Here is a 17,452-nt window from a genome sequence, read left to right on the forward strand (position 1 = left end):
CGGATGGACAAGGACGCGGACATGCAGACGATCAGGACCAGACAGCCGATGCAGCACGCCGCTTCGACCGGTAAGGGAAGCCGAAGCAAGCTTCACCGTGGCCTGACGTCGTCGGCGTTCCTGCTATCGCTGCTGGCTTGCAGCACGTCCGCCACGGACCTTGGAGTCGGGCTGCCTGGATTGCCCGCCGCAAGCGGCAGCTCGGGTTCCGGGGGGAGTTACGGCCCGTTGCCGGCACACGCCAAGCAGGTGCTGACAGGGCTCGGGTGCCGTCTGGACGACACGGCCAAGACGCGGGTGCTCTATGTAGACGGTGCGGGTGGGCGTCAGGACGTGATGGTGACCGACATCAGCGGATCGGCTTTCCACTACTGGCTCCGATCATTCTCTGGCAGTGGCGACAGCACCGGCTACCTGCTGCAGCTGAAAGGCTGTCCTGCCTCCACGGTCGGCATGCGCGCCTACATCGCCAAGGGCGACGCCGCGCCGCAGGACGTGACTGCAGCGGTTCTGGCACAGAGCGCACTTCCCGACGCCGCCGCGATGGCCACGTACGCCAAGGCAGGGGTGAGCGAGATGTTCGCCCTGATCGAGCAGCTGGGCACCGTTCCCGTGCTGCGCTGGATTGCCGAACCGGACCCTGATCGCCCCATTGAAGAAGACGCCCGCACGATTGACCGCGGCAATTTCGTGCATGGCGGCTTCCTGGTATGGGAAGGGGATCGCTTCACGTTCCACTGGACGATCCCGACTGCGATGTGGCCATGCCGCCGCTACCCGACCATTCCCTGCAGCCATGACCCCTTCGTGAAGAGGCCATAGAGGTACTCCGTAGCGTCGAGCTTGCTCGACGGCTGTTACCCGCAATAAATGGCGGTGATGTTGTTGGTGCGCCCGGTCTCGATGGTCAGGCGATCACCGCCTTCGCTTGCCGCGCCCGCCGCCGGATCGGCATTGCCACTGGCGGTGTTGCCGCTGTGCTCGCGGCTGCCACGGGTGACCTGCACGTTCAGGCTGTCGCTGTCCACGCGGGCGCGTTCGACGGTCATGTCAGAGGCAGCCAGCCCGACCGCGCCGCGCACCATGTCGGTGTGGCACTGGCCGGAGATCACGCCGTCGATGGGCTGGATCTGGGCGACCGGGCTGCTGCTGCAGGCGGCCAGGGCGAAGCAGACGGCGGCGGTGGCAATGGCGTGCTTCATGGGGACGTTCCTGATGAGTGTCGTTGATGGCAGGGTGCGATGACACGCGTGGTGGCGGAATGAAGCCGTGCACGCGATGGATACAACGCACTCACTGCGCCCAACAGCCCCGGTAGGGACACTGCACGAGCGGCGCCCGCCGCCCCCGGTAGCGCCGGCCTTTGGCTGGCGGCCCCTTTCCCTCCCGAGGAGACCCGCATGGCCACGACCAAGACATTGCCCGCCCGCCGCAAGGCATCGCCCAAAGTGCGCAAAGGCAGCACCGCGACGAAGCCGGTTGCCGACAGCGATCGCCCGCGCGTGGTGAAGACCGCCACCCGCAAGGCCGCCGCCAGCGATCCGCGTGCGGCCCGCGTGGCGTCGCGGCAGCGGCGGCTGCAGGACCAGGAGAAGGCCAAGGATGCGCGCGCCACCAAGAAGGCGGCGAAGAAGACGGCCACCCAGGCCGGCACGCGCAAGCAGCCGGAAACCATGCCGGCCCAGCATCTGCCCAAGCCCGGCCACGAACATGCGCTGGAGCTGGCGCCGCGCTTCCTCGCCCCCGACTACGTGGGCAGCGGCAAGCTGCAGGGCATGCGCGCGATCATCACCGGTGGTGACTCCGGCATCGGTCGCGCGGTGGCGGTGCTGTTTGCCCGCGAGGGCGCCGATGTGGCGGTGCTGCATCTGGACGAGGCCGAGGATGCGGACATCACCCGCCAGCATGTGGAACGCGAAGGCGGTCGCTGCGTGGTGATCGCCGGCGACGTGCGCGACCCGCGCTTCTGCAACAAGGCGGTGAAGCAGGTGGCCAAGGTCTTCGGCGGCATCGACATCCTGGTCAACAATGCCGCGTTCCAACTGCATTGCCAGCGTCTGGAAGACCTGGAAGACGCCCACCTGCAGGAAACCCTGCAGACCAACATCGGCGGTTACATCCAGATGGCGCGCGCGGTGCTGCCGCACCTGGGCGAAGGCGCCAGCATCATCAACACCGGCTCGGAAACGGGCATCTTCGGCAGCAAGGCCTTGATCGACTATTCGGCCACCAAGGGCGCGATCCATGCCTTCACCAAGGCGCTGGCCAGCCAACTGCTGCCGCGCGGCATCCGGGTGAACTGCGTGGCGCCGGGGCCGGTGTGGACACCGCTGAACCCGGCCGACAAGCAGGCGCAGGACGTGGCTGAATTCGGCAAGGACAGCGACATGGGCCGGCCCGCACAGCCGGAAGAACTGTCGCCGGCCTATGTGTTCCTGGCCTCGCCCGCGTGCGCCAGCTACATCAGTGGCGCGATCCTGCCGGTGATAGGCGGGCCGCGCGGCTAGCGAAGACCAACGTTGAGGCATGGGGTCAGATCCCTTTCGCAAGCGAAAGAGATCTGACCCCGCTCACCCGCCCCCTACCGTTCGTCGGCCCATGACTTCCGGGGGGTTGACTACACGTGTCGTCACGTCGACAGTAGCTACACGTGTAGTCAATGGAGTGGTGTCATGCGCGGCAAGACCATCGGGGACCAGGAACTGGCCCTGCTGCAGTACATCGATGAACATGCGCCGGCCAGTGTCGGCGAGGTCGCCAGTGGCTACGGCGAGGCCCGCGGGCTGGCCCGTTCCACCGTGCTGACCATGATGGAGCGCCTGCGGGCGAAGGGGTATCTTCAGCGCCAGCAGCAGGACGGTGTCTACCGCTACCAGGCCACCCGTGGCCCGGAAAGCGTGCTGCAGGGCGCGGTGGCCCAGTTCGTCGACAACACCCTGCAGGGTTCGGTGTCGCCGTTCGTGGCCTATCTGTCGCAGCGCCAGCAGGTCAGTGACAACGAACTGGCCGAGCTGGAAGCGCTGGTCGCCGAACTTCAATCGCGTCGCCACGAGGGCTGAGCCATGGATACCACGATGCTGATCGCGTTGCTGGAACGGCTGGGCTGGACCAGCCTGCAGACCGCCCTGCTGGTGGGGCTGGTGTATCTGGTGTGCAAGCGGCTGCCGTCGCTGTCGGCGGCCACGCGCTGCCGCCTGTGGTGGCTGGTGTCGCTGCAGGCCGTGTTCGGCCTGGCCTGGAGCCAACCGCTGCAGCTGCCCTGGCTGCCGGCTCCTGCTGAGGTGGCGATGACCACCACCGACCTGGCCGCCGATGCGATCTACCCGCTTGCGCCCGAAGCGTCGGCGCAGCTGCTGTCCGCCGCGCCGATCGACCAGACCCACGACATCGCCGCGTCCATCGGTACCGGCGCATCGCCGCTGGCCGTGTGGGCACTGGCGCTGGCCGCGCTGTGGTTGTCCGGCGTGCTGCTGATGGCATGGCGCACCTTCGGCGAATGGCGGCAGTGCCGCGCGCTGCTGGCCGCCGCGCACCCTTGCGAAGACGCCGCCCTGGTGCAGGCGCTGCAACTGGCGGCCGATGCCCATGGCCTGCGCCGTGCACCACGCCTGTGGATGAGCGCGCAGGTGGACGCACCGCAGCTGGTCGGGCCGCTGCGCCCGGTGCTGCTGCTGCCCGCCGGTGCCAACGCGCTGCAGGGCGATGCGCTGGACCTGGCGCTGACCCACGAACTGCAGCACCTGCAGCGCCGTGACCTGCAATGGGGGCTGCTGCCGGCCCTGGCGCAGCACCTGTTCTTCTTCCATCCGCTGCTGCGCATGGCCGTGCGCGAATATGCCCAGGCCCGCGAGGAAGCGGTGGATGCGGCGGTGGTCGGCCAGCACGGTGCCAGCCGCCACGCCTATGGCCGCCTGCTGCTGCAGCTGGGCGTAGCACCGGCACCGCATCTGGGCGTGGCCAGCGCTGCACCCAGCACCACCAGTCTGAAGCGCCGCCTGCTTTCGCTCCAACCGCGCCGGTCCTGCCCGCGCGTGTTGGCGGCCGCGCTGACCACCCTGGTACTGGCGCTGAGCGTGGCGCCGATGCAGCTGGTGGCCGCCCCGGTGCCGCCGGCCCCGCCGTCGCCGCCGGCTGCGGTAGTGGCGCCCGCTGCACCGAAGGCGCCTGCCGCCCCGGCGCGCGCACTGCCCGCCGTGCCCGCACCACCGGCCGCTCCCGCCGCGCCGCCCGCACCGCCGGCCCCGCCGCTCGATGAGGACGATGACGACAGCTTCACCACGGTCGGCCAGCTGCATCTGGGCAACGACATGGAACGTGGCCACGTGTTGATCGACCACGGCCGCAGCTACGCCAGCGCCACCATCGACGACATCAAGCAGGCCCGCCGCGATGTCGGCCGCGAGGGCCCGGTGCTGTGGTTCCGCGAGGGCAACAAGCGCTACGCCGTGCGTGACCCGGCGCTGATCCAGCCGCTGCAGCGCGTATACGCGCAATCGGCGGAAGTGGGCCGGCAGCAGGGTGAACTGGGCCGCGAGCAGGGCGCGCTGGGGCGCCAGCAGGGCGAGTTGGGCCGCAAGCAGGCGGTACACGCGCGTGAAATCGCCCGCGTGGCGACGCAGGCGGCCAGCAAGGCCGTGCGCGCCACCGACATCAACCGTGAGGCTGCGGCCGAGGCGGCACGGGCGACACGCGGTGTGACCGACGATGCCGCGATTGCCCGCGCGGCCGACGCCGAAGTGCGTCGTGCCATGCAGGACCTGCAGGACACCCACAGCCGCGATATCAGCGAGCTGGCCGATCAGCAGGCCCAGCTGGGCCTGCGCCAGTCCGCGCTGGGCAGCCAGCAGGCCGAACTGGGGGAACGCCAGGCCCAGCTGCAGGCGCAGGCCTCGGCGCAGGTGAAACAGGTGATAGCCCGGGCGATGGCCAGTCGCAAGGCCCAGCAGCTGTAGGACCGCTTCGCTCGCCGGGCATGCCCGGCGCTACCGGATCGATCGCGTCCGGTAGCGCTGGCGCGATTACATCAACCGCAGCTGGCGCGCTCGATCTTGTTCTGCGCGTCCACCTGCACGGTGACCCGGTCCTGGCGGAAATCCATGGTGACCGCCATGCCCGGCTTCACCACCCGCGCGTTGCGCGCGCCGCTGTCGGCCACCAGCGTCTTGATGGTGGCCTCATCGGCGGTCTTGCCGGTGAATGCCTCCAGCGCTTCGGGACGGCACTCCTGCGGGCCATCGGACACCTTGGCCGGCAGGCTGCCGGAATCGGCGGTGCTGTTGCCGCCGGCGTGGCTGCAGGCAGCCAACGGCAGGATGGCGGCCAGCAGCAACAGGGAAGAAGAACGCATGGGCACGACTCCGCAGGATGGAATAACCGGCAGTGTCGCCGCTGTGCGTGTCAGCTGTGTCAACGCTGCCTGAATCCGCGCCGGGTTAGTGCCCGACCAGCGCCAGCGTCTCGCGCTCGCGCTGTTCCTCGCGCACCAGCCGCTGCAGCAGCAGGGCCAGGGTCACCACGTCCTGGTGGTTGTGGTCGGCCACCCGGCGCAGGTTCAGCGCATCGCCACCGCGCAGGTAGCGCAGCCACGCACCGGGTGCCTCCGAACCCGGCAGATCATCCTCGCGTACCACCTGCAGCAGCTGGCGTTCGATGGTGGACAGCTTGCAGTTTTCCCAGCTGCCGCGATAACGGCGGCGCGTGGGGTAGAGCAGGTCCACATGGTCCAGCGCGCTGATCGGGTCGCGCTGCCGGGCCAGGCGGTAGCGGGCCTTCAGCAGCGGTGCGTCGTAGCTGCGGCCGTTGTAGCTGCAGAACACTGTGGACGGCCGCAGCCAGCCGGCAAAGGTGGCCAGCATGGCTTCTTCGGCGGCCATCGTGGACATCAGCAGCTGGCGGATGCGCAGGCCTTCGCCGCGCTGCGGGCAGGCATGCCAGTCCGCAGCGCCGATCATGAAAGCGCGGGTGCCGGTGCCGCCGGCCAGGCCGGTGGTTTCGGTATCGAAGAACAGCAGGTCACGTGCGGCCACGTACTGGCCATCGCGGCGGGCGAAGTCCAAGGACAGCGGCTGCGCCGGAATCGGCTGGGGCTGCAGCGATTCGATCAGGAACAGGCCTGGCGCGATTTCCTCGCCGGGCAGTTGCCGGTCCTGCGCGCTGGCGCGCGCCGGTGCCGGACCGCCGCGTGTGCGCAGGCCAAGCAGGCGATGCAGGCTGCCCACCTCCGGCCGCCGCAGCGGTGCAGCGGCCGCCGCCGGCGCGGCGGCACCGGTCGGCTTGTGGCGGATTTCCTGTTCCACCCAGGCGAACACCGAGCGTTCGGCGGGCGGTTGCCGTGCATCGTTGGCGGCCACCGGGGGCGGTGCTGCGGGTGGCGGCTCGGGCACGGCTGGCGCGCTGGCCTTCGGGTCACCGGCCTGTCTGCGCAGCAGGCGCAGTTTGTCCAGGCTCAGGCTCACGGCGCCAGCAGCTCCATCGGGTCGCGCGTGGTCACCACCACATCCGGCACGTGCTGACAGGCGTGTGCATCGAACAGGTCCAGCACGCGCAGTGCCAGCGCACGCGGCGAGGTTTCGTCCTCTTCCTGCGCGGCCAGCACCGGGCCCACGCAGGCCGGGCAGCCGGCCTTGCAGTCGCAGCGCTGCACCAGTTCACGCGCGCGCTGCACCAGCTCGGCTTGGCGTTGCCACAGCGGCTCACTCAGGCCGACGCCGCCGGGGAAGTTGTCGTACAGGTACACGGTGGGCACGAATTCCTGCAGCAGCTCGACGATGCCGGGATCACCCTCGCCGCCGCGCAGCTGGCCACGGCCGGTCTGGTCGGCGATCGCGAACCAGGAACCATCACCGTTGCCGACCGACTTCTGCAGGTCGCGTGCATCGGCCATCACCGCCACGGTGGCGACGATGTGCAGCGCATAGGCCGCGCCGAGGAAACCATCCAGCGCGTCCTGCTTGCTGGCGAACGCGCGCAGCAGCAGCGCCTGCGGCAGCTGCCACCACACCGCCGTGGTGTGCAGTTCCTGGTCGGGCAGATTCACCGGCCCGTAGCCGATGTTCTCGTGGGTGTAATAGCGGATCTTCTTGTAGCCGGCCACGCGGCGCACCACGTGAACTTCGCCATGGTGTGAATCGCCACGACCAGCCACGCCACCGTCGAAGCGGTCCAGCACCTTGAGCTTGGTGAAGTCGATGCTGTCGGTGTAGTAGTCCACGTGGGTGCGGGTGACATAGGCCTTGCGGCCTTCCCAGTCCAGCGTTTCCACCTGGTACGGGGTGGACTGCACCATGTGGATGGCGCCTTCGTACAGGGTGAGCGCGGCGGCGGAGTAATCCACTTCGGCGATGATCTGCTGGCGGCCATCGCTGCGGTCGACCACCACGAAGTTGCCATCGGCCACCGCGCGCAGACTGACCGCGTTGGCCGGATAGCTGTCGGCGATCCATTCCCAGCGCTCGCCTTCGCGGTGGATGACCTCGGTTTCGGCCAGCGCTTCCAGGAACACTTCCGGATCGACCGGGCCGAAGCCATCGCCGACCCGGAACGGCAGTTCGAAGGCGGCACAGCGGATGTGGTCGAACAGGATCAGCGGCTGGTCCGGGGCGATGCGCGCGTGTTCGGGCGAGGCTTCGGCGAAGAAGTCCGGATGGCGCACCACGTACTGGTCCAGCGGCTGCGAGCTGGCCACCATCACCCCCAGTGCGGGCTGCTGGCGGCGACCGGCGCGGCCGAAGCGCTGCCAGGTGGCGGCCACGCTGCCGGGGTAGCCATTGAGGATCACCACGTCCAGGCTGCCGATATCCACGCCCAGTTCCAGCGCCGAGGTGCTGACGATGCCGTCGATGTTGCCGGCACGCATGGCCCGTTCGGTCTCGCGGCGCTCGGTGGGCAGGTAGCCGCCGCGGTAGGCGCGGATGCGCGGTGGCTTGCGCGGGTCGTGGTCGAAGATGTCCTTCAGGTACTTGGTCAGCACTTCCACCATCAGCCGGGTCTGCGCGAACACCAGGGTCTTCAGCCCGGACTTGATCGCGATGCGGGCGATGCGGTTGCTCTGCGACCGTGCCGAGGCCCGCAGGCCAAGGTCGGGGTTGATGACCGGCGGGTTCCACAGCAGCACCTGCTTGGGCCCGCTGGGCGCACCCGATTCGGTGATGGCGGTGACCGGGGCTTCGATGAGCGCTTCGGCATGCGCCTGCGGATTGCCGATGGTGGCCGAGCATAGGATGAACTGCGGTTGCACGCCGTAGAACGCGCAGATGCGCTTGAGCCGGCGCAGCACGTTGGTCACGTGGCTGCCGAACACACCGCGGTAGGTGTGCACTTCGTCGATGACGATGTAGCGCAGGTTCTCGAAGAACTGCGCCCACTTGGTGTGGTGCGGCAGGATGGCCTGGTGCAGCATGTCCGGGTTGGACACCACGATGTCGCCGTGCAGGCGGATGGCCTGGCGTGCATCGCCGGGGGTGTCGCCGTCGAAGGTGAAGGCCTTCACGCCCAGGTCGCCGGCGCGGTTGAGTTCCAGCAGTTCGGCCACCTGGTCCTGGGCCAGTGCCTTGGTCGGGAACAGGTACAGCGCCTTGGCCTTGTCCTGCATGGCCGCGCTGACCACCGGCAGGGTGTAGCACAGCGACTTGCCGCTGGCGGTGGGGGTGACGATGGCCACGTGTTCGCCGCGCTGGCTGGCATTCCACGCTTCGGCCTGGTGGCTGTACAGCTGCTCGATGCCGCGCGCCTTCAGCGCGGCGGCCAGGGCCGGCGGCACCGACTCGGGAATGGGCGCGTAGCGGCCCTCGCGGCCGGGAATGGCGAAGCTGCCGGTAATGCGGTCGTGGTAGCGGCGCTGCAGGCGGGCGCTGAGCAGCGCGCCATCGCGCGCCGGAAGGCCATCGCGGGTGGCGAGCTTCTGCTCGGCATCGGCAGTGCGCTTGGCGAGTTCGTAGGCCATGGGGAGCGGGGTTACGGTTTGCGAGGGGTCACATGGCACCACAGATGGGTCTCAGGGTGTGAGACCGCGGGCCGGGATGCAGTAAACCATTCAGTGCCGGGGCCCCGCAGCCACTGTCTTCCAGCCCAGCGCAGCGCGCCTGGAAGCGCGCCTGACACTGAACGCCTGCACGGCTCGCCAACAAAATCTGAAGCCGCCATGCGTATGCTCGCAGACTGGACACATCCGACAGGGCAATGGCTGTGGCACGACGGACACTGCAGGGAGCACTTCTGGCCGGCATGATGCTGGCCGTCACCGCGCATGCGCAGCAGCTGCCTGCGCCGCCGACCGAGACCAGCGTGCAGGCAACGCCAGCAACCGCATCCGCGCCGGACAGCGTGACCACGCTGGGCGAAGTTCGTGCCTTGAAGCCGGAAGATGACCAGCCGCTGGATCTGTACCGCTTCAAGAACCCCGTGAAGTTCGGCGACAACCGCTTCAGCCGCGATTGGCAGGAACCGCCTACGCCCGAGCAAGTCAGCCTGGGCGGAGGCTACATCATGATGGGCGTGGTCAAGGGTGTGCTCGCCGCAGGCCGCGGGTTGAACAAGCTGACCGGCGGCCCGGACCAGATCCAGTCGGCCATTGCACGGCCACCGCCGGAACTGAGTGCCGACCAGCAGCGGCGCGCATTGCAGTTCTGCCAGCAGCAGGACGGCTGCGGCGCACCGCCGCAGGACTAGGCGCTATCCTGCGGTCTTTCTTTCCGAGGCTGCCTGGATGCTGCTGCGTTCCCTTTTCCTGATTTCCCTGTGCGGCCCGTCGTTGGCGCTGGCCAGCGAGCTGGCCGACGACGGTTCATGCCGCAATGGCGCCTTCCCCTCGCAGCAGTCGGACTTCGCCGTGGCCACGGTGGTGGGTACGCAGCGTCTGTACCTGCTGCGCGACCTGGACGGCTGCCCGGAAAAGGGTGAGGCCGCGTGCCGCCAGCGCAGCTACGTGGTCAGCGGCGATACGGTGGTGACCGGCCGCGACCTGGGCTCGTACCGCTGCGCGTTCTTTCCCAACAAGGTGGGCGGCAGCGCGGGGTGGGTGGATCGCAGCAAGCTGCAGCCCGTGCCGCAGGTGACGCCGACCCTGCAGGGATGGGCGGGTGACTGGAAGGACGGCGACAACGGCCTGCAGATCCGCGTGCGTGGCAGCCAGTTGCAGGTGGAAGGCGATGCCTACTGGCCGTCGGCCAATCCGTCGCTGGAAGAGCGGCCGGGTGGGCCGCACATCGGTGCGGTGAACGCGTCGGCCACGCCGCGCGGAAGCCAGGTCGATTTCGTCGAGGACACCTGCAGCGTGCACGCGCAGTTGCTGGGCGATCTGCTGGTGGTGTCGGACAACAGCGAATGCGGCGGCATGAACGTGCGCTTCGACGGGGTGTACCGGCGCGCGGGAAAACGCTGAGGGATCCGACCCCGGTAGATCCACGCCATGCGTGGATGCCGTCCGCGATCCGTGTGATGGGGTCAGAGCCCTTTCGCGTGCGAAAGGGATCCGACCCCGGCGTTCATCTACGCCGTTCAAGCCACCACAGCAGCGAAGCGCACAGCACGAACGCCAGCCACCATGGCCAACGCGGGCCGGCCACCGGCTGCATCGCCTGCGCGCTGACCGGCACGGTGGTTGCCAGCGCCTGCGTCGTAGCATCGATCATCGCCTGGCGGTGCAGGACGGCGGCGTCCTTCGTGTCGAACACATAGCGCCATACCGCCGCGTCGCCATGCTGCAGCCGCTGCCAGCCTGCTTCACGCGGCCACCAGCCAGCGCAGCGCTGCGACGCTGTGGCGGCGTCAACGACCAGTGGCACGCCTGCATCCTTTGGATCGAAGGCCTGCAGCGGTGCCTGCACGCCGCACAGGGCGACGCGCTCGCCCAGCCAGGCCTGCGCCTGCGGTGACCAGAGCGCGTCGCCGTTACGCTGCGCGCGGGCCACGCTGGCCAGCACCGTGCTCCACAGTTCGCCGTGGCGATCATCGCGACCGGCCAGCACCCAGCGCCACGTGTCAGTGAGCGGCAGCAGGCCGATACGGCCTTTGCCGACGCTGCGCCAGCTGCCGATCGGCGCGCCGGTCTGGTCGTGCAGCAGTGCATTGCTGCCGGGCGACTGCAGGTCCAGTGCTTCCAGCGCGGGCAGTGCGGCCGTGTGCGAGCTGCGGTCGGCGACTTCGCCGTCGGCGCTCGGCAGTGTGCCGGCGGCCAGCGGACCCCGGCGCGCGGCCAGCATCGCGCTGTCACCATCGCCGGGCAGCGCAACGGCATGGCCGCCGCCATCACCCTGCACCGGCAAGCCGAGATCGCGCAGGCGCTGCCGTGCGCTGGCCGAGGGCGCGCCGCTACTACGGACCAGTACGCCCAGCCCCTCGCGCAGGGCCTGGCGCAGCACGGACACCTGCCCGGCGCCCAACGCTGCCAAGCTGCGTTCGTCCAGCAGCAACAGATCGCTGCGCGCCAGACTGGCGGCGTCCAGCGGCACCGCACCGTCACCCACGCTGAGACCGGCGCCGGTGTCGGCCTGGACCTGCACGCGCAGGCCGGCATCGGTGGCCCAGCGGCGCAGGTACTTCAGCTCCGGCCCCGGCGCACTGGCGCGCACCCGCAGGCGCAGCGGCGGCGCCGCAACGGTCTGCTGCGGCACCGGCACGCTGTCCAGCACATGGGCCTGCGCATCCAGCAGGCGCAGATGGAACACGCTGCGGCCGGGCGCGCGGGCGATGCCGCTGAGGCGCACGCGCCCATCGGCGCCCAACGTCGCTCGATCAACCACGGTGTCGGCCGGGTCCAACAGTTCGGCGCGCCCGCCGGTGACGCCGCGCGCCTGCGCGTGCACCTCGAAACGGGCACCGGGCGCCGCATCGGCCGGGGGCTGCAGCGCGATCCAGCCACGCGGCGCAGGAGATGCCTTCCAGGTCACGCTCGCTGGCAGCATGGCATCGCGATCGCGGGCTGCCAGCCCGGCACCGACCAGCGTGAGCGTGGCGGCAGGATGCCTGCGCAGCGCGGTGGCCAGGTCGGGCACACGTTGGCCACCCGCCACGTCCGCCGCCTCCGGCAACAGCAGCACTGGACCGCCACTGGCCGGCACGGCACCCGCGGCGGCGGCATCTGCGGTGAGCACGACCAGGCCGCCCGCGGGCTGCTGCGCGCTGGGCGGCAACAGGCAGAAGTACAGCAGCACGGCGGCAATCGCCTGAAGACCCAGCCGCACCACGCGCCGGCCGCGATGCGCGGTGGGCGTGCGCAGCTGCAGCAGGCTGGCCACGACCACGATGACGGCCAGGGCAACGGCCAGCCACAGGTTCAACGCGGTGGCCGTCATGGCTGCGCCTCCAGTGCATCCAGATACTGTTGGCCCATCGCATCGGTGGCTGTGCGCCGCATCACCTGCGGCAGCGGGCGTTGCAGGGCGCGCCACAGCTGCGCGCGCAGGCGCTGGCGGCAGTCGTTGCAGCCTGGCTCGATACGCACCTGCTCGATGGCGGCGGCCAGGTCCAGTGCATCGGGCAGGTAGGCCGCATTGCGTTGCTGCCAGCTGGCCAGTGCATCCAGGTCGGCGGTGCCATCGCCATCACCCAGCCGCTGCCAGGCCTCGACGATGGCCGGGTCCGGCGGCGTGCGTGGCGCCAACGGCAGTTCACGGCTGGCCAGCCCGGCGCGGTCACCGCCCAGCCGACGGCTCTCATCGATGGGCGGCAGCTCCGGCCCCACGCGGGCCAGGTAGATGCGCTCGGCCTGCTGCACCTGCTTGATGAAAGCCAGCGCCTTGTAGGCGAAGGGCAGTGCCTGCTCGGGGCGGCCCTGGCGCAGCTCGCCTTCGGCCGACCACATCTGGTCCAGCGCGGCCTTCAACGTGGCCCGCGTCTGCGGGTCCAGCAGGGTCGCCGCTTCGGCGTGGTCGTGGGTGTGGCCGTATTCGGAAAGCACGTCGGTGGAACTGCCGAATACCGGCGGCGTATCGGCGCTGCTGGCGGTGCCGCCGTGATCATGGTCATGATCGTCGCCGTGGTCGTCGTGATCGTGCGCGTCGGCGCTGGGCGCATCGCTGGTGGGCAGATCGCTGGTCGGCGGCGGCTTCGCTGCGCCTTCGCTCTCCTCGCCCAGGAACTGGCCGTAACGCAGGCGCAGGATGCGCTGGTCCACGCCGATGGCATCGCTGCGCGTCACGAACGCGTCGGCAGCGAGGGCACGCCGCTGCCGGATCAATGCTTCGGCATCGATGATGATCTGCCGCTGGCTGCGGAAGTAGGCCGGCAGGGTCTTCTTGATGCGGCCTTCCAGTTCGGCGGTGAGTGCCACCTCCGCACTCGGCAGGCGCAGGATCACGCTGCTGCTGCGCGCGGTCTGCGGCCGGGGGGCATGGTTGTCGCGGACCTCCAGCTGCGCGATCACATCGCCGCCGGGCTGCGCGCCCAGTGCGGCCAGATCCAGCGTGTGGGCGAAGCGCCGCGCGCTGGCTTCGCCGGTGCCGGTCAGCGCCACGCGGCGTGTTGCGAAGGTGATGTTCTCGCCACTGCCCTGGGTGGTGGTGATCGACAACATTGCCCCCGCAGCGACGCCATAGTCATCGCTGGCTTCGAAGCGCAGCGTCCACTGGCGTTGCCCGGGCGTGCCCAGCACCAGGCTGGATGCCGGTTCCAGCACGCGCACGCTGGGGGCCCGGTCGGCCACTACGTCCAGCCGGTGCAGGCGGGTTTCGGCCAGCGCCGGTTCGCTCACCACGCGGTACAGCACGGGCGCACGCGCAACGTCCTGCGCCAGCCAGTGGCCGTCCTGCTCGCGCAGCGGCAATTGCCGGCCATCGTGGAACTGCAGCCAGGCCCTGGTCGGGGCGCGATCAAAGCGCAGTGACCAGGACAGCCGGCTGTCGGCGGCGACCTTGGCATCCAGGGCATTCTGGGTGAGGGTCGGTTGCCCCGTGTAGGCCGGCGCGTCCACGCGCAGGCGAGTGGACTGCAGGTGCAGCGGTCCTGCGGGCGTCTGCCGGCCCGCTGCCGGCGCGTGCGCAGGCTGCGACGGTGTGCCCGCACGCGGCCAGCCCAGTGCCAGCAGCGCGATGGCCAGGCCGCCCAGCCAGCACAGCAGCAGCGCGCCGCGCGGCCAGCGCGGACGCAGCTCCGGCATTGCCCGTTCCAGGGTGGCCAGCACGTGCGTGCGCTGGCGCTGCTGCAGCGGATTGAGCGTGGCGGCATCGGCAAACAGCAGGTCGGCGCTGTCTTCGCTGCTGCCGCTGCTGTCGAGTTGCCGCTGCAGCCACTGCCGGTCCAGCCGACGGGCATGCGCGGTGGCCAGTGCCGCGCAGGCGAGCAGACCGACCGTGGCGACCACGCAGGCCATGTCGAACCCGGCCAGGCGCAGGGCCAACGTGACGGCGGCCAACGCCCAGGGCAGTCCCAGCAGCAGGGTGATGAGCGCGCGCCGGCGTCGGGCGCGGCGCCATGCGAGCTGGAGTGTCTTCATCCTGCGTTCCCGCGCCGCGCGCTGCTGGCCATCCAGCGTTCCAGCGCGAACAGCAGCACGATGGCCAGCAGCAACCACGCGGTGGGCTCGCGCACTGGCGCTGTGGCGGCTGGCAGTACCGCGTGCTGTGGCGCCTGGTCCAGGGCATTTCCCAGCCGCGGTGGCGGCGGTGGCTGCAGGGCCAGCAGCAGGGCACGCGGCAGGTGCGGATCGCGCAGCGCCTCGGTCTTGGCGACATCCCAGTCAGCGGGCAGCGACAGCAGACGGCCGCGGCCGACGCGCTGCTGCCAGAGCAGGGGGGCGCCGCTGGCGTCGCGCAACAGCACACTGGCGTCTGCGCCAGGCTTGGCGGCGGTCAGCACCTGGCCGCCGTCGCCCAGCCACGCCTGCCAGCGGGCGGGCAGTGCCTCGCCCCGGGTCCATACAGCGGTTTCGCCGCGCGCGGGCAGGGCATCGACAGGCAACGTATCCGGCGCTGCCTGCACGCCCCACGCGCGCTGCAGTGCGTTCACCCAGTGCTGCGCCGCCCTGGGCGCATCGGCCTGCACGCGCAGCTGCGGTGGCGCTGCTTCCGCCTGCTCCGTGGCGACTGCGAGCGGATGCGCATGCCATTGCACGTCGCGTGACAGCTGCACCCGTGCGCCATCCAGGCCGGGCAACGGATCGGGCACGTGCACGATCAACGCGGTGCCTGCAGAAAGCTGCGCGTCCAGTTCGCGCAGCAGGCTGGGCAGGGTGGCGCTGGCGGGCACCGGCGCTTGTTCGATGGCCGGGAAGCCGGGCGCCAGCCAATGCCAGGTCGCAGCGTCGGCGCCACCCCGCAAGGCGCCCGCATCCAGCCCCGGGGCGACCACGGTCCAGGCGGCGGGCACCGGCGCAGGGCCGGTCAGCGCAGGCCTTGCCAGAAGCAATGCCAGCGCAGCCAGCAACAGCAAGCGCACCAGCAGCAACGGCCAGTCATCGAAACGGATGCGCTGGCGCGGGCGGATCTGCGCGCGCAACCAGCGCAGGGCCGCGAAATCCAGCGGCGTGTAGGGATGGCGGCGGGCCAGGTGGATCAGCAGCGGCAGCAGCCAGGCAGCCAGTGCGGCCAGGCCCAGCGGGAACAGCAGGTTCATGCGCTGCCCCGGCGGCCGAACAGGGCCTGCAGTGGCTGGTCCAGCGGTTGGTCGAGCCAGCCGGTGGCGCTGGCGATGCCGCTGGCCTGCAGGCGTGACTGCAGGGCGGTGCGTGCGGCAGCGAAGCGCTGCAGGTAATCGCTGCGGATTGCCGCGCCATCGCCCAGCAGTTCGTCGCCGGTTTCCGGATCGCGGAAGCGATGGCCAGCATCGAACGGGAAGTCGCGTTCGTCGGCGGTCAGGATCTGCAGCAGCATCACCTCGCGGCGCGCGCCGGCCAGTTGTTCCAGCAAGGCGATACCGGCTTCGTCGAAGCCGTCGCCGATGGCCAGCAGCAGATCGCCGGGGCGCACGCGCTCCCACAGCGGCCGCAGGCGCTCAGCCACCGGCCACGCGCCGCGGGCCTGCAGGGCATGCAGCTGCAGATGGATGCGATCGCGCTGGCGTGCACCGCTGGCGGCCGGCACCAGTTGCAGGCCATCGCCGTTGATTGCCAGCAGGCCGAAGCGGTCGCCTTGCTGCAGGGCCAGTTCCAGCACACACGCGGCAACGCCGCGCATGTGGTCCAGGCGCGTGCGCTGCGGTGCTGCACGGTCGGCCTGGCCGGCCGAGGCGGTGGCGTCCAGCAGCAGCCAGACGGTAATCGGGCTTTCGCGTTCGGACTCGCGCACGAAGAAGCGGTCCGAGCGGGCGTACAGCTTCCAGTCGATCTGGCGCAGCGCGTCGCCCGGCTCATAGGCGCGGTACTGGGCAAACTCCAGGCCGGCACCGCGGCTGCGGCTGGCGTGCTGGCCGATACCGCTTGCCCCGCTGGCGAAGCGCGGCGACAGCCGCAACGTGCGCAGGCGCGCACGCAGGTCCGGCGGCAGGGTCAGCGGCAGGGTCAGCGGGATGGCGGCGCTCACGCGGGAATCAACCGGGGAACGGTACGGCCTGCAGCAGCGCTGCAACCACGTCGTCGGCGCGCTTCTGCTCGGCTTCGGCGGCGAAGGACAGCAGCAGGCGATGGCGCATGACCGGTGCGGCCAGCGCCTGCACGTCCTCGCGCGTGGCGGCGAAACGGCCCTGCAGCAGTGCGCGGGCCTTGGCTGCCAGCACCAGTGACTGCCCGGCACGCGGGCCGGCGCCCCACTTCACCCACTGGTTGATGGCCGCCGGCGCACCGTCGCCGGGGCGGCTGGCGCGGACCAGGCGGGTGATCCAGGCCAGCACGTCGGGACTCACGTGGACCTGGCGCACGGCCGCCTGCAGGGCGATCACCGCCTCGGCATCCATCACCTTCGGCACCGCTGCGCTGGCGCCGCCGGTGGTCTGTTCCAGGATCTGCCGTTCCTCGTCTTCGCTGGGGTAATCCACCAGCACGTGCAGCAGGAAGCGGTCCAGCTGCGCTTCGGGCAGCGGATAGGTGCCGGCCTGCTCGATCGGGTTCTGCGTGGCCAGCACGAAGAACGGCGCGGGCAGTGCATAGGTCGTTCCCGCGTAGCTGACCGTGCGTTCCTGCATGGCTTCCAGCAGCGCCGCCTGGGTCTTGGGCGGGGTGCGGTTGAGTTCGTCGGCCAGCAGCAGGTTCGTGAAGATCGGGCCCTGCTGGAAGCGGAAATGACGATGGCCGGTGCCGTGGTCTTCCTCCAGCAGTTCGGTGCCGAGGATGTCGCTGGGCATCAGGTCAGGGGTGAACTGCACGCGCCGGAACTGCAGTTCCAGCGCCTGCCCCAACGAGCGCACCAGCAGGGTCTTGCCCAGCCCGGGCGCGCCTTCCAGCAGGCAGTGGCCGCCGGCCAGCAGGCCGATCAGCAGCTGCTCGACCACCGCGTTCTGGCCGACCACGGCATGGGCCAGGGCATCGCGCAGCGCAGGCAGGCGCGGCAGCAGGGAATCGAGGTCGGGCTGGGTCATGGCGGTGTTC

At 70.2% G+C, this 17,452-nt stretch carries 15 protein-coding genes; 6 read left to right on the plus strand and 9 right to left on the minus strand.

What is annotated here, in order from left to right; all coding sequences use genetic code 11:
- Positions 1-3 precede the first annotated feature (3 nt).
- Positions 4-822, plus strand: coding sequence for a hypothetical protein (locus G4G00_RS17105; RefSeq protein WP_240336180.1), 819 nt, complete (start codon positions 4-6; stop codon positions 820-822).
- A 35-nt stretch (positions 823-857) separates the two neighbouring features.
- Here G4G00_RS17105 and G4G00_RS17110 read toward each other — a convergent pair whose 3' ends face one another.
- Entirely contained in the window at positions 858-1,202 is a 345-nt protein-coding gene (locus G4G00_RS17110; RefSeq protein WP_108747990.1) for a hypothetical protein, read from the minus strand.
- Between the two features lie 198 nt (positions 1,203-1,400).
- Between G4G00_RS17110 and G4G00_RS17115 the strand changes: the two genes are divergently transcribed.
- The 3 genes from G4G00_RS17115 (at position 1,401) to G4G00_RS17125 (ending at position 4,952) form a co-directional block, all read left to right on the plus strand.
- Positions 1,401-2,507, plus strand: a complete 1,107-nt coding sequence (locus tag G4G00_RS17115; protein ID WP_164275237.1) for an SDR family oxidoreductase — start codon at positions 1,401-1,403, stop codon at positions 2,505-2,507.
- A 165-nt stretch (positions 2,508-2,672) separates the two neighbouring features.
- A complete protein-coding gene (locus tag G4G00_RS17120) occupies positions 2,673-3,059 on the plus strand; it encodes a BlaI/MecI/CopY family transcriptional regulator (protein ID WP_108751749.1) in 387 nt (128 codons plus the stop codon).
- A 3-nt stretch (positions 3,060-3,062) separates the two neighbouring features.
- Entirely contained in the window at positions 3,063-4,952 is a 1,890-nt protein-coding gene (locus G4G00_RS17125; RefSeq protein ID WP_164275240.1) for a M56 family metallopeptidase, read from the plus strand.
- A gap of 71 nt (positions 4,953-5,023) precedes the next feature.
- On the opposite strand, the gene G4G00_RS17130 is transcribed toward G4G00_RS17125, so the two are convergent.
- The 3 genes from G4G00_RS17130 to G4G00_RS17140 all read right to left on the minus strand — a co-directional run bounded on the left by G4G00_RS17130 (position 5,024) and on the right by G4G00_RS17140 (position 8,941).
- Positions 5,024-5,347: an I78 family peptidase inhibitor gene (locus tag G4G00_RS17130; RefSeq protein ID WP_164275243.1), complete on the minus strand. Its 324-nt coding sequence runs from the start codon at positions 5,345-5,347 to the stop codon at positions 5,024-5,026.
- 85 nt (positions 5,348-5,432) lie between these two features.
- Positions 5,433-6,455, minus strand: coding sequence for a ribonuclease H-like domain-containing protein (locus G4G00_RS17135; RefSeq protein WP_164275246.1), 1,023 nt, complete (start codon positions 6,453-6,455; stop codon positions 5,433-5,435).
- Entirely contained in the window at positions 6,452-8,941 is a 2,490-nt protein-coding gene (locus G4G00_RS17140; protein ID WP_164275250.1) for a DEAD/DEAH box helicase, read from the minus strand. The genes G4G00_RS17135 and G4G00_RS17140 overlap by 4 nt, the downstream gene beginning before the upstream one ends.
- 236 nt (positions 8,942-9,177) lie before the next feature.
- Between G4G00_RS17140 and G4G00_RS17145 the strand changes: the two genes are divergently transcribed.
- Together G4G00_RS17145 and G4G00_RS17150 are read left to right on the plus strand one after the other, a co-directional pair.
- Entirely contained in the window at positions 9,178-9,666 is a 489-nt protein-coding gene (locus G4G00_RS17145) for a hypothetical protein (RefSeq protein WP_164275254.1), read from the plus strand.
- 37 nt (positions 9,667-9,703) lie between these two features.
- On the plus strand, positions 9,704-10,378 hold the full coding sequence (locus G4G00_RS17150) for a hypothetical protein (protein WP_164275256.1): 675 nt from the start codon (positions 9,704-9,706) through the stop codon (positions 10,376-10,378).
- Positions 10,379-10,481: 103 nt separating this feature from the next.
- On the opposite strand, the gene G4G00_RS17155 is transcribed toward G4G00_RS17150, so the two are convergent.
- The 5 genes from G4G00_RS17155 to G4G00_RS17175 are packed head-to-tail and all read right to left on the minus strand — an operon-like array spanning position 10,482 to position 17,442.
- Entirely contained in the window at positions 10,482-12,290 is a 1,809-nt protein-coding gene (locus G4G00_RS17155) for a hypothetical protein (RefSeq protein ID WP_164275259.1), read from the minus strand.
- Entirely contained in the window at positions 12,287-14,428 is a 2,142-nt protein-coding gene (locus tag G4G00_RS17160; RefSeq protein ID WP_164275262.1) for a DUF4175 domain-containing protein, read from the minus strand. Before G4G00_RS17160 ends, G4G00_RS17155 begins: the two co-directional genes overlap by 4 nt.
- On the minus strand, positions 14,425-15,546 hold the full coding sequence (locus G4G00_RS17165; protein WP_164275265.1) for a BatA domain-containing protein: 1,122 nt from the start codon (positions 15,544-15,546) through the stop codon (positions 14,425-14,427). The genes G4G00_RS17160 and G4G00_RS17165 overlap by 4 nt, the downstream gene beginning before the upstream one ends.
- Entirely contained in the window at positions 15,543-16,439 is an 897-nt protein-coding gene (locus tag G4G00_RS17170; RefSeq protein ID WP_164275313.1) for a DUF58 domain-containing protein, read from the minus strand. Before G4G00_RS17170 ends, G4G00_RS17165 begins: the two co-directional genes overlap by 4 nt.
- A 19-nt stretch (positions 16,440-16,458) precedes the next feature.
- Positions 16,459-17,442 (minus strand): MoxR family ATPase, encoded by a 984-nt coding sequence (locus G4G00_RS17175; protein ID WP_164275268.1) that lies wholly within the window; start codon positions 17,440-17,442, stop codon positions 16,459-16,461.
- Positions 17,443-17,452: the final 10 nt, after the last annotated feature.

The organism is Stenotrophomonas sp. B1-1 (assembly GCF_010894375.1).
Taxonomy (GTDB): Bacteria; Pseudomonadota; Gammaproteobacteria; order Xanthomonadales; family Xanthomonadaceae; genus Stenotrophomonas.

Bases quoted from the DNA above. Each gene is read 5' to 3' on its own strand.
- G4G00_RS17105 (WP_240336180.1), top strand. From the start codon at position 4: ATGGACAAGGACGCGGACATGCAGACGATCAGGACCAGACAGCCGATG.
- G4G00_RS17110 (WP_108747990.1), bottom strand. From the start codon at position 1,202: ATGAAGCACGCCATTGCCACCGCCGCCGTCTGCTTCGCCCTGGCCGCC.
- G4G00_RS17115 (WP_164275237.1), top strand. From the start codon at position 1,401: ATGGCCACGACCAAGACATTGCCCGCCCGCCGCAAGGCATCGCCCAAA.
- G4G00_RS17120 (WP_108751749.1), top strand. From the start codon at position 2,673: ATGCGCGGCAAGACCATCGGGGACCAGGAACTGGCCCTGCTGCAGTAC.
- G4G00_RS17125 (WP_164275240.1), top strand. From the start codon at position 3,063: ATGGATACCACGATGCTGATCGCGTTGCTGGAACGGCTGGGCTGGACC.
- G4G00_RS17130 (WP_164275243.1), bottom strand. From the start codon at position 5,347: ATGCGTTCTTCTTCCCTGTTGCTGCTGGCCGCCATCCTGCCGTTGGCT.
- G4G00_RS17140 (WP_164275250.1), bottom strand. From the start codon at position 8,941: ATGGCCTACGAACTCGCCAAGCGCACTGCCGATGCCGAGCAGAAGCTC.
- G4G00_RS17145 (WP_164275254.1), top strand. From the start codon at position 9,178: ATGGCTGTGGCACGACGGACACTGCAGGGAGCACTTCTGGCCGGCATG.
- G4G00_RS17150 (WP_164275256.1), top strand. From the start codon at position 9,704: ATGCTGCTGCGTTCCCTTTTCCTGATTTCCCTGTGCGGCCCGTCGTTG.
- G4G00_RS17155 (WP_164275259.1), bottom strand. From the start codon at position 12,290: ATGACGGCCACCGCGTTGAACCTGTGGCTGGCCGTTGCCCTGGCCGTC.
- G4G00_RS17160 (WP_164275262.1), bottom strand. From the start codon at position 14,428: ATGAAGACACTCCAGCTCGCATGGCGCCGCGCCCGACGCCGGCGCGCG.
- G4G00_RS17165 (WP_164275265.1), bottom strand. From the start codon at position 15,546: ATGAACCTGCTGTTCCCGCTGGGCCTGGCCGCACTGGCTGCCTGGCTG.
- G4G00_RS17175 (WP_164275268.1), bottom strand. From the start codon at position 17,442: ATGACCCAGCCCGACCTCGATTCCCTGCTGCCGCGCCTGCCTGCGCTG.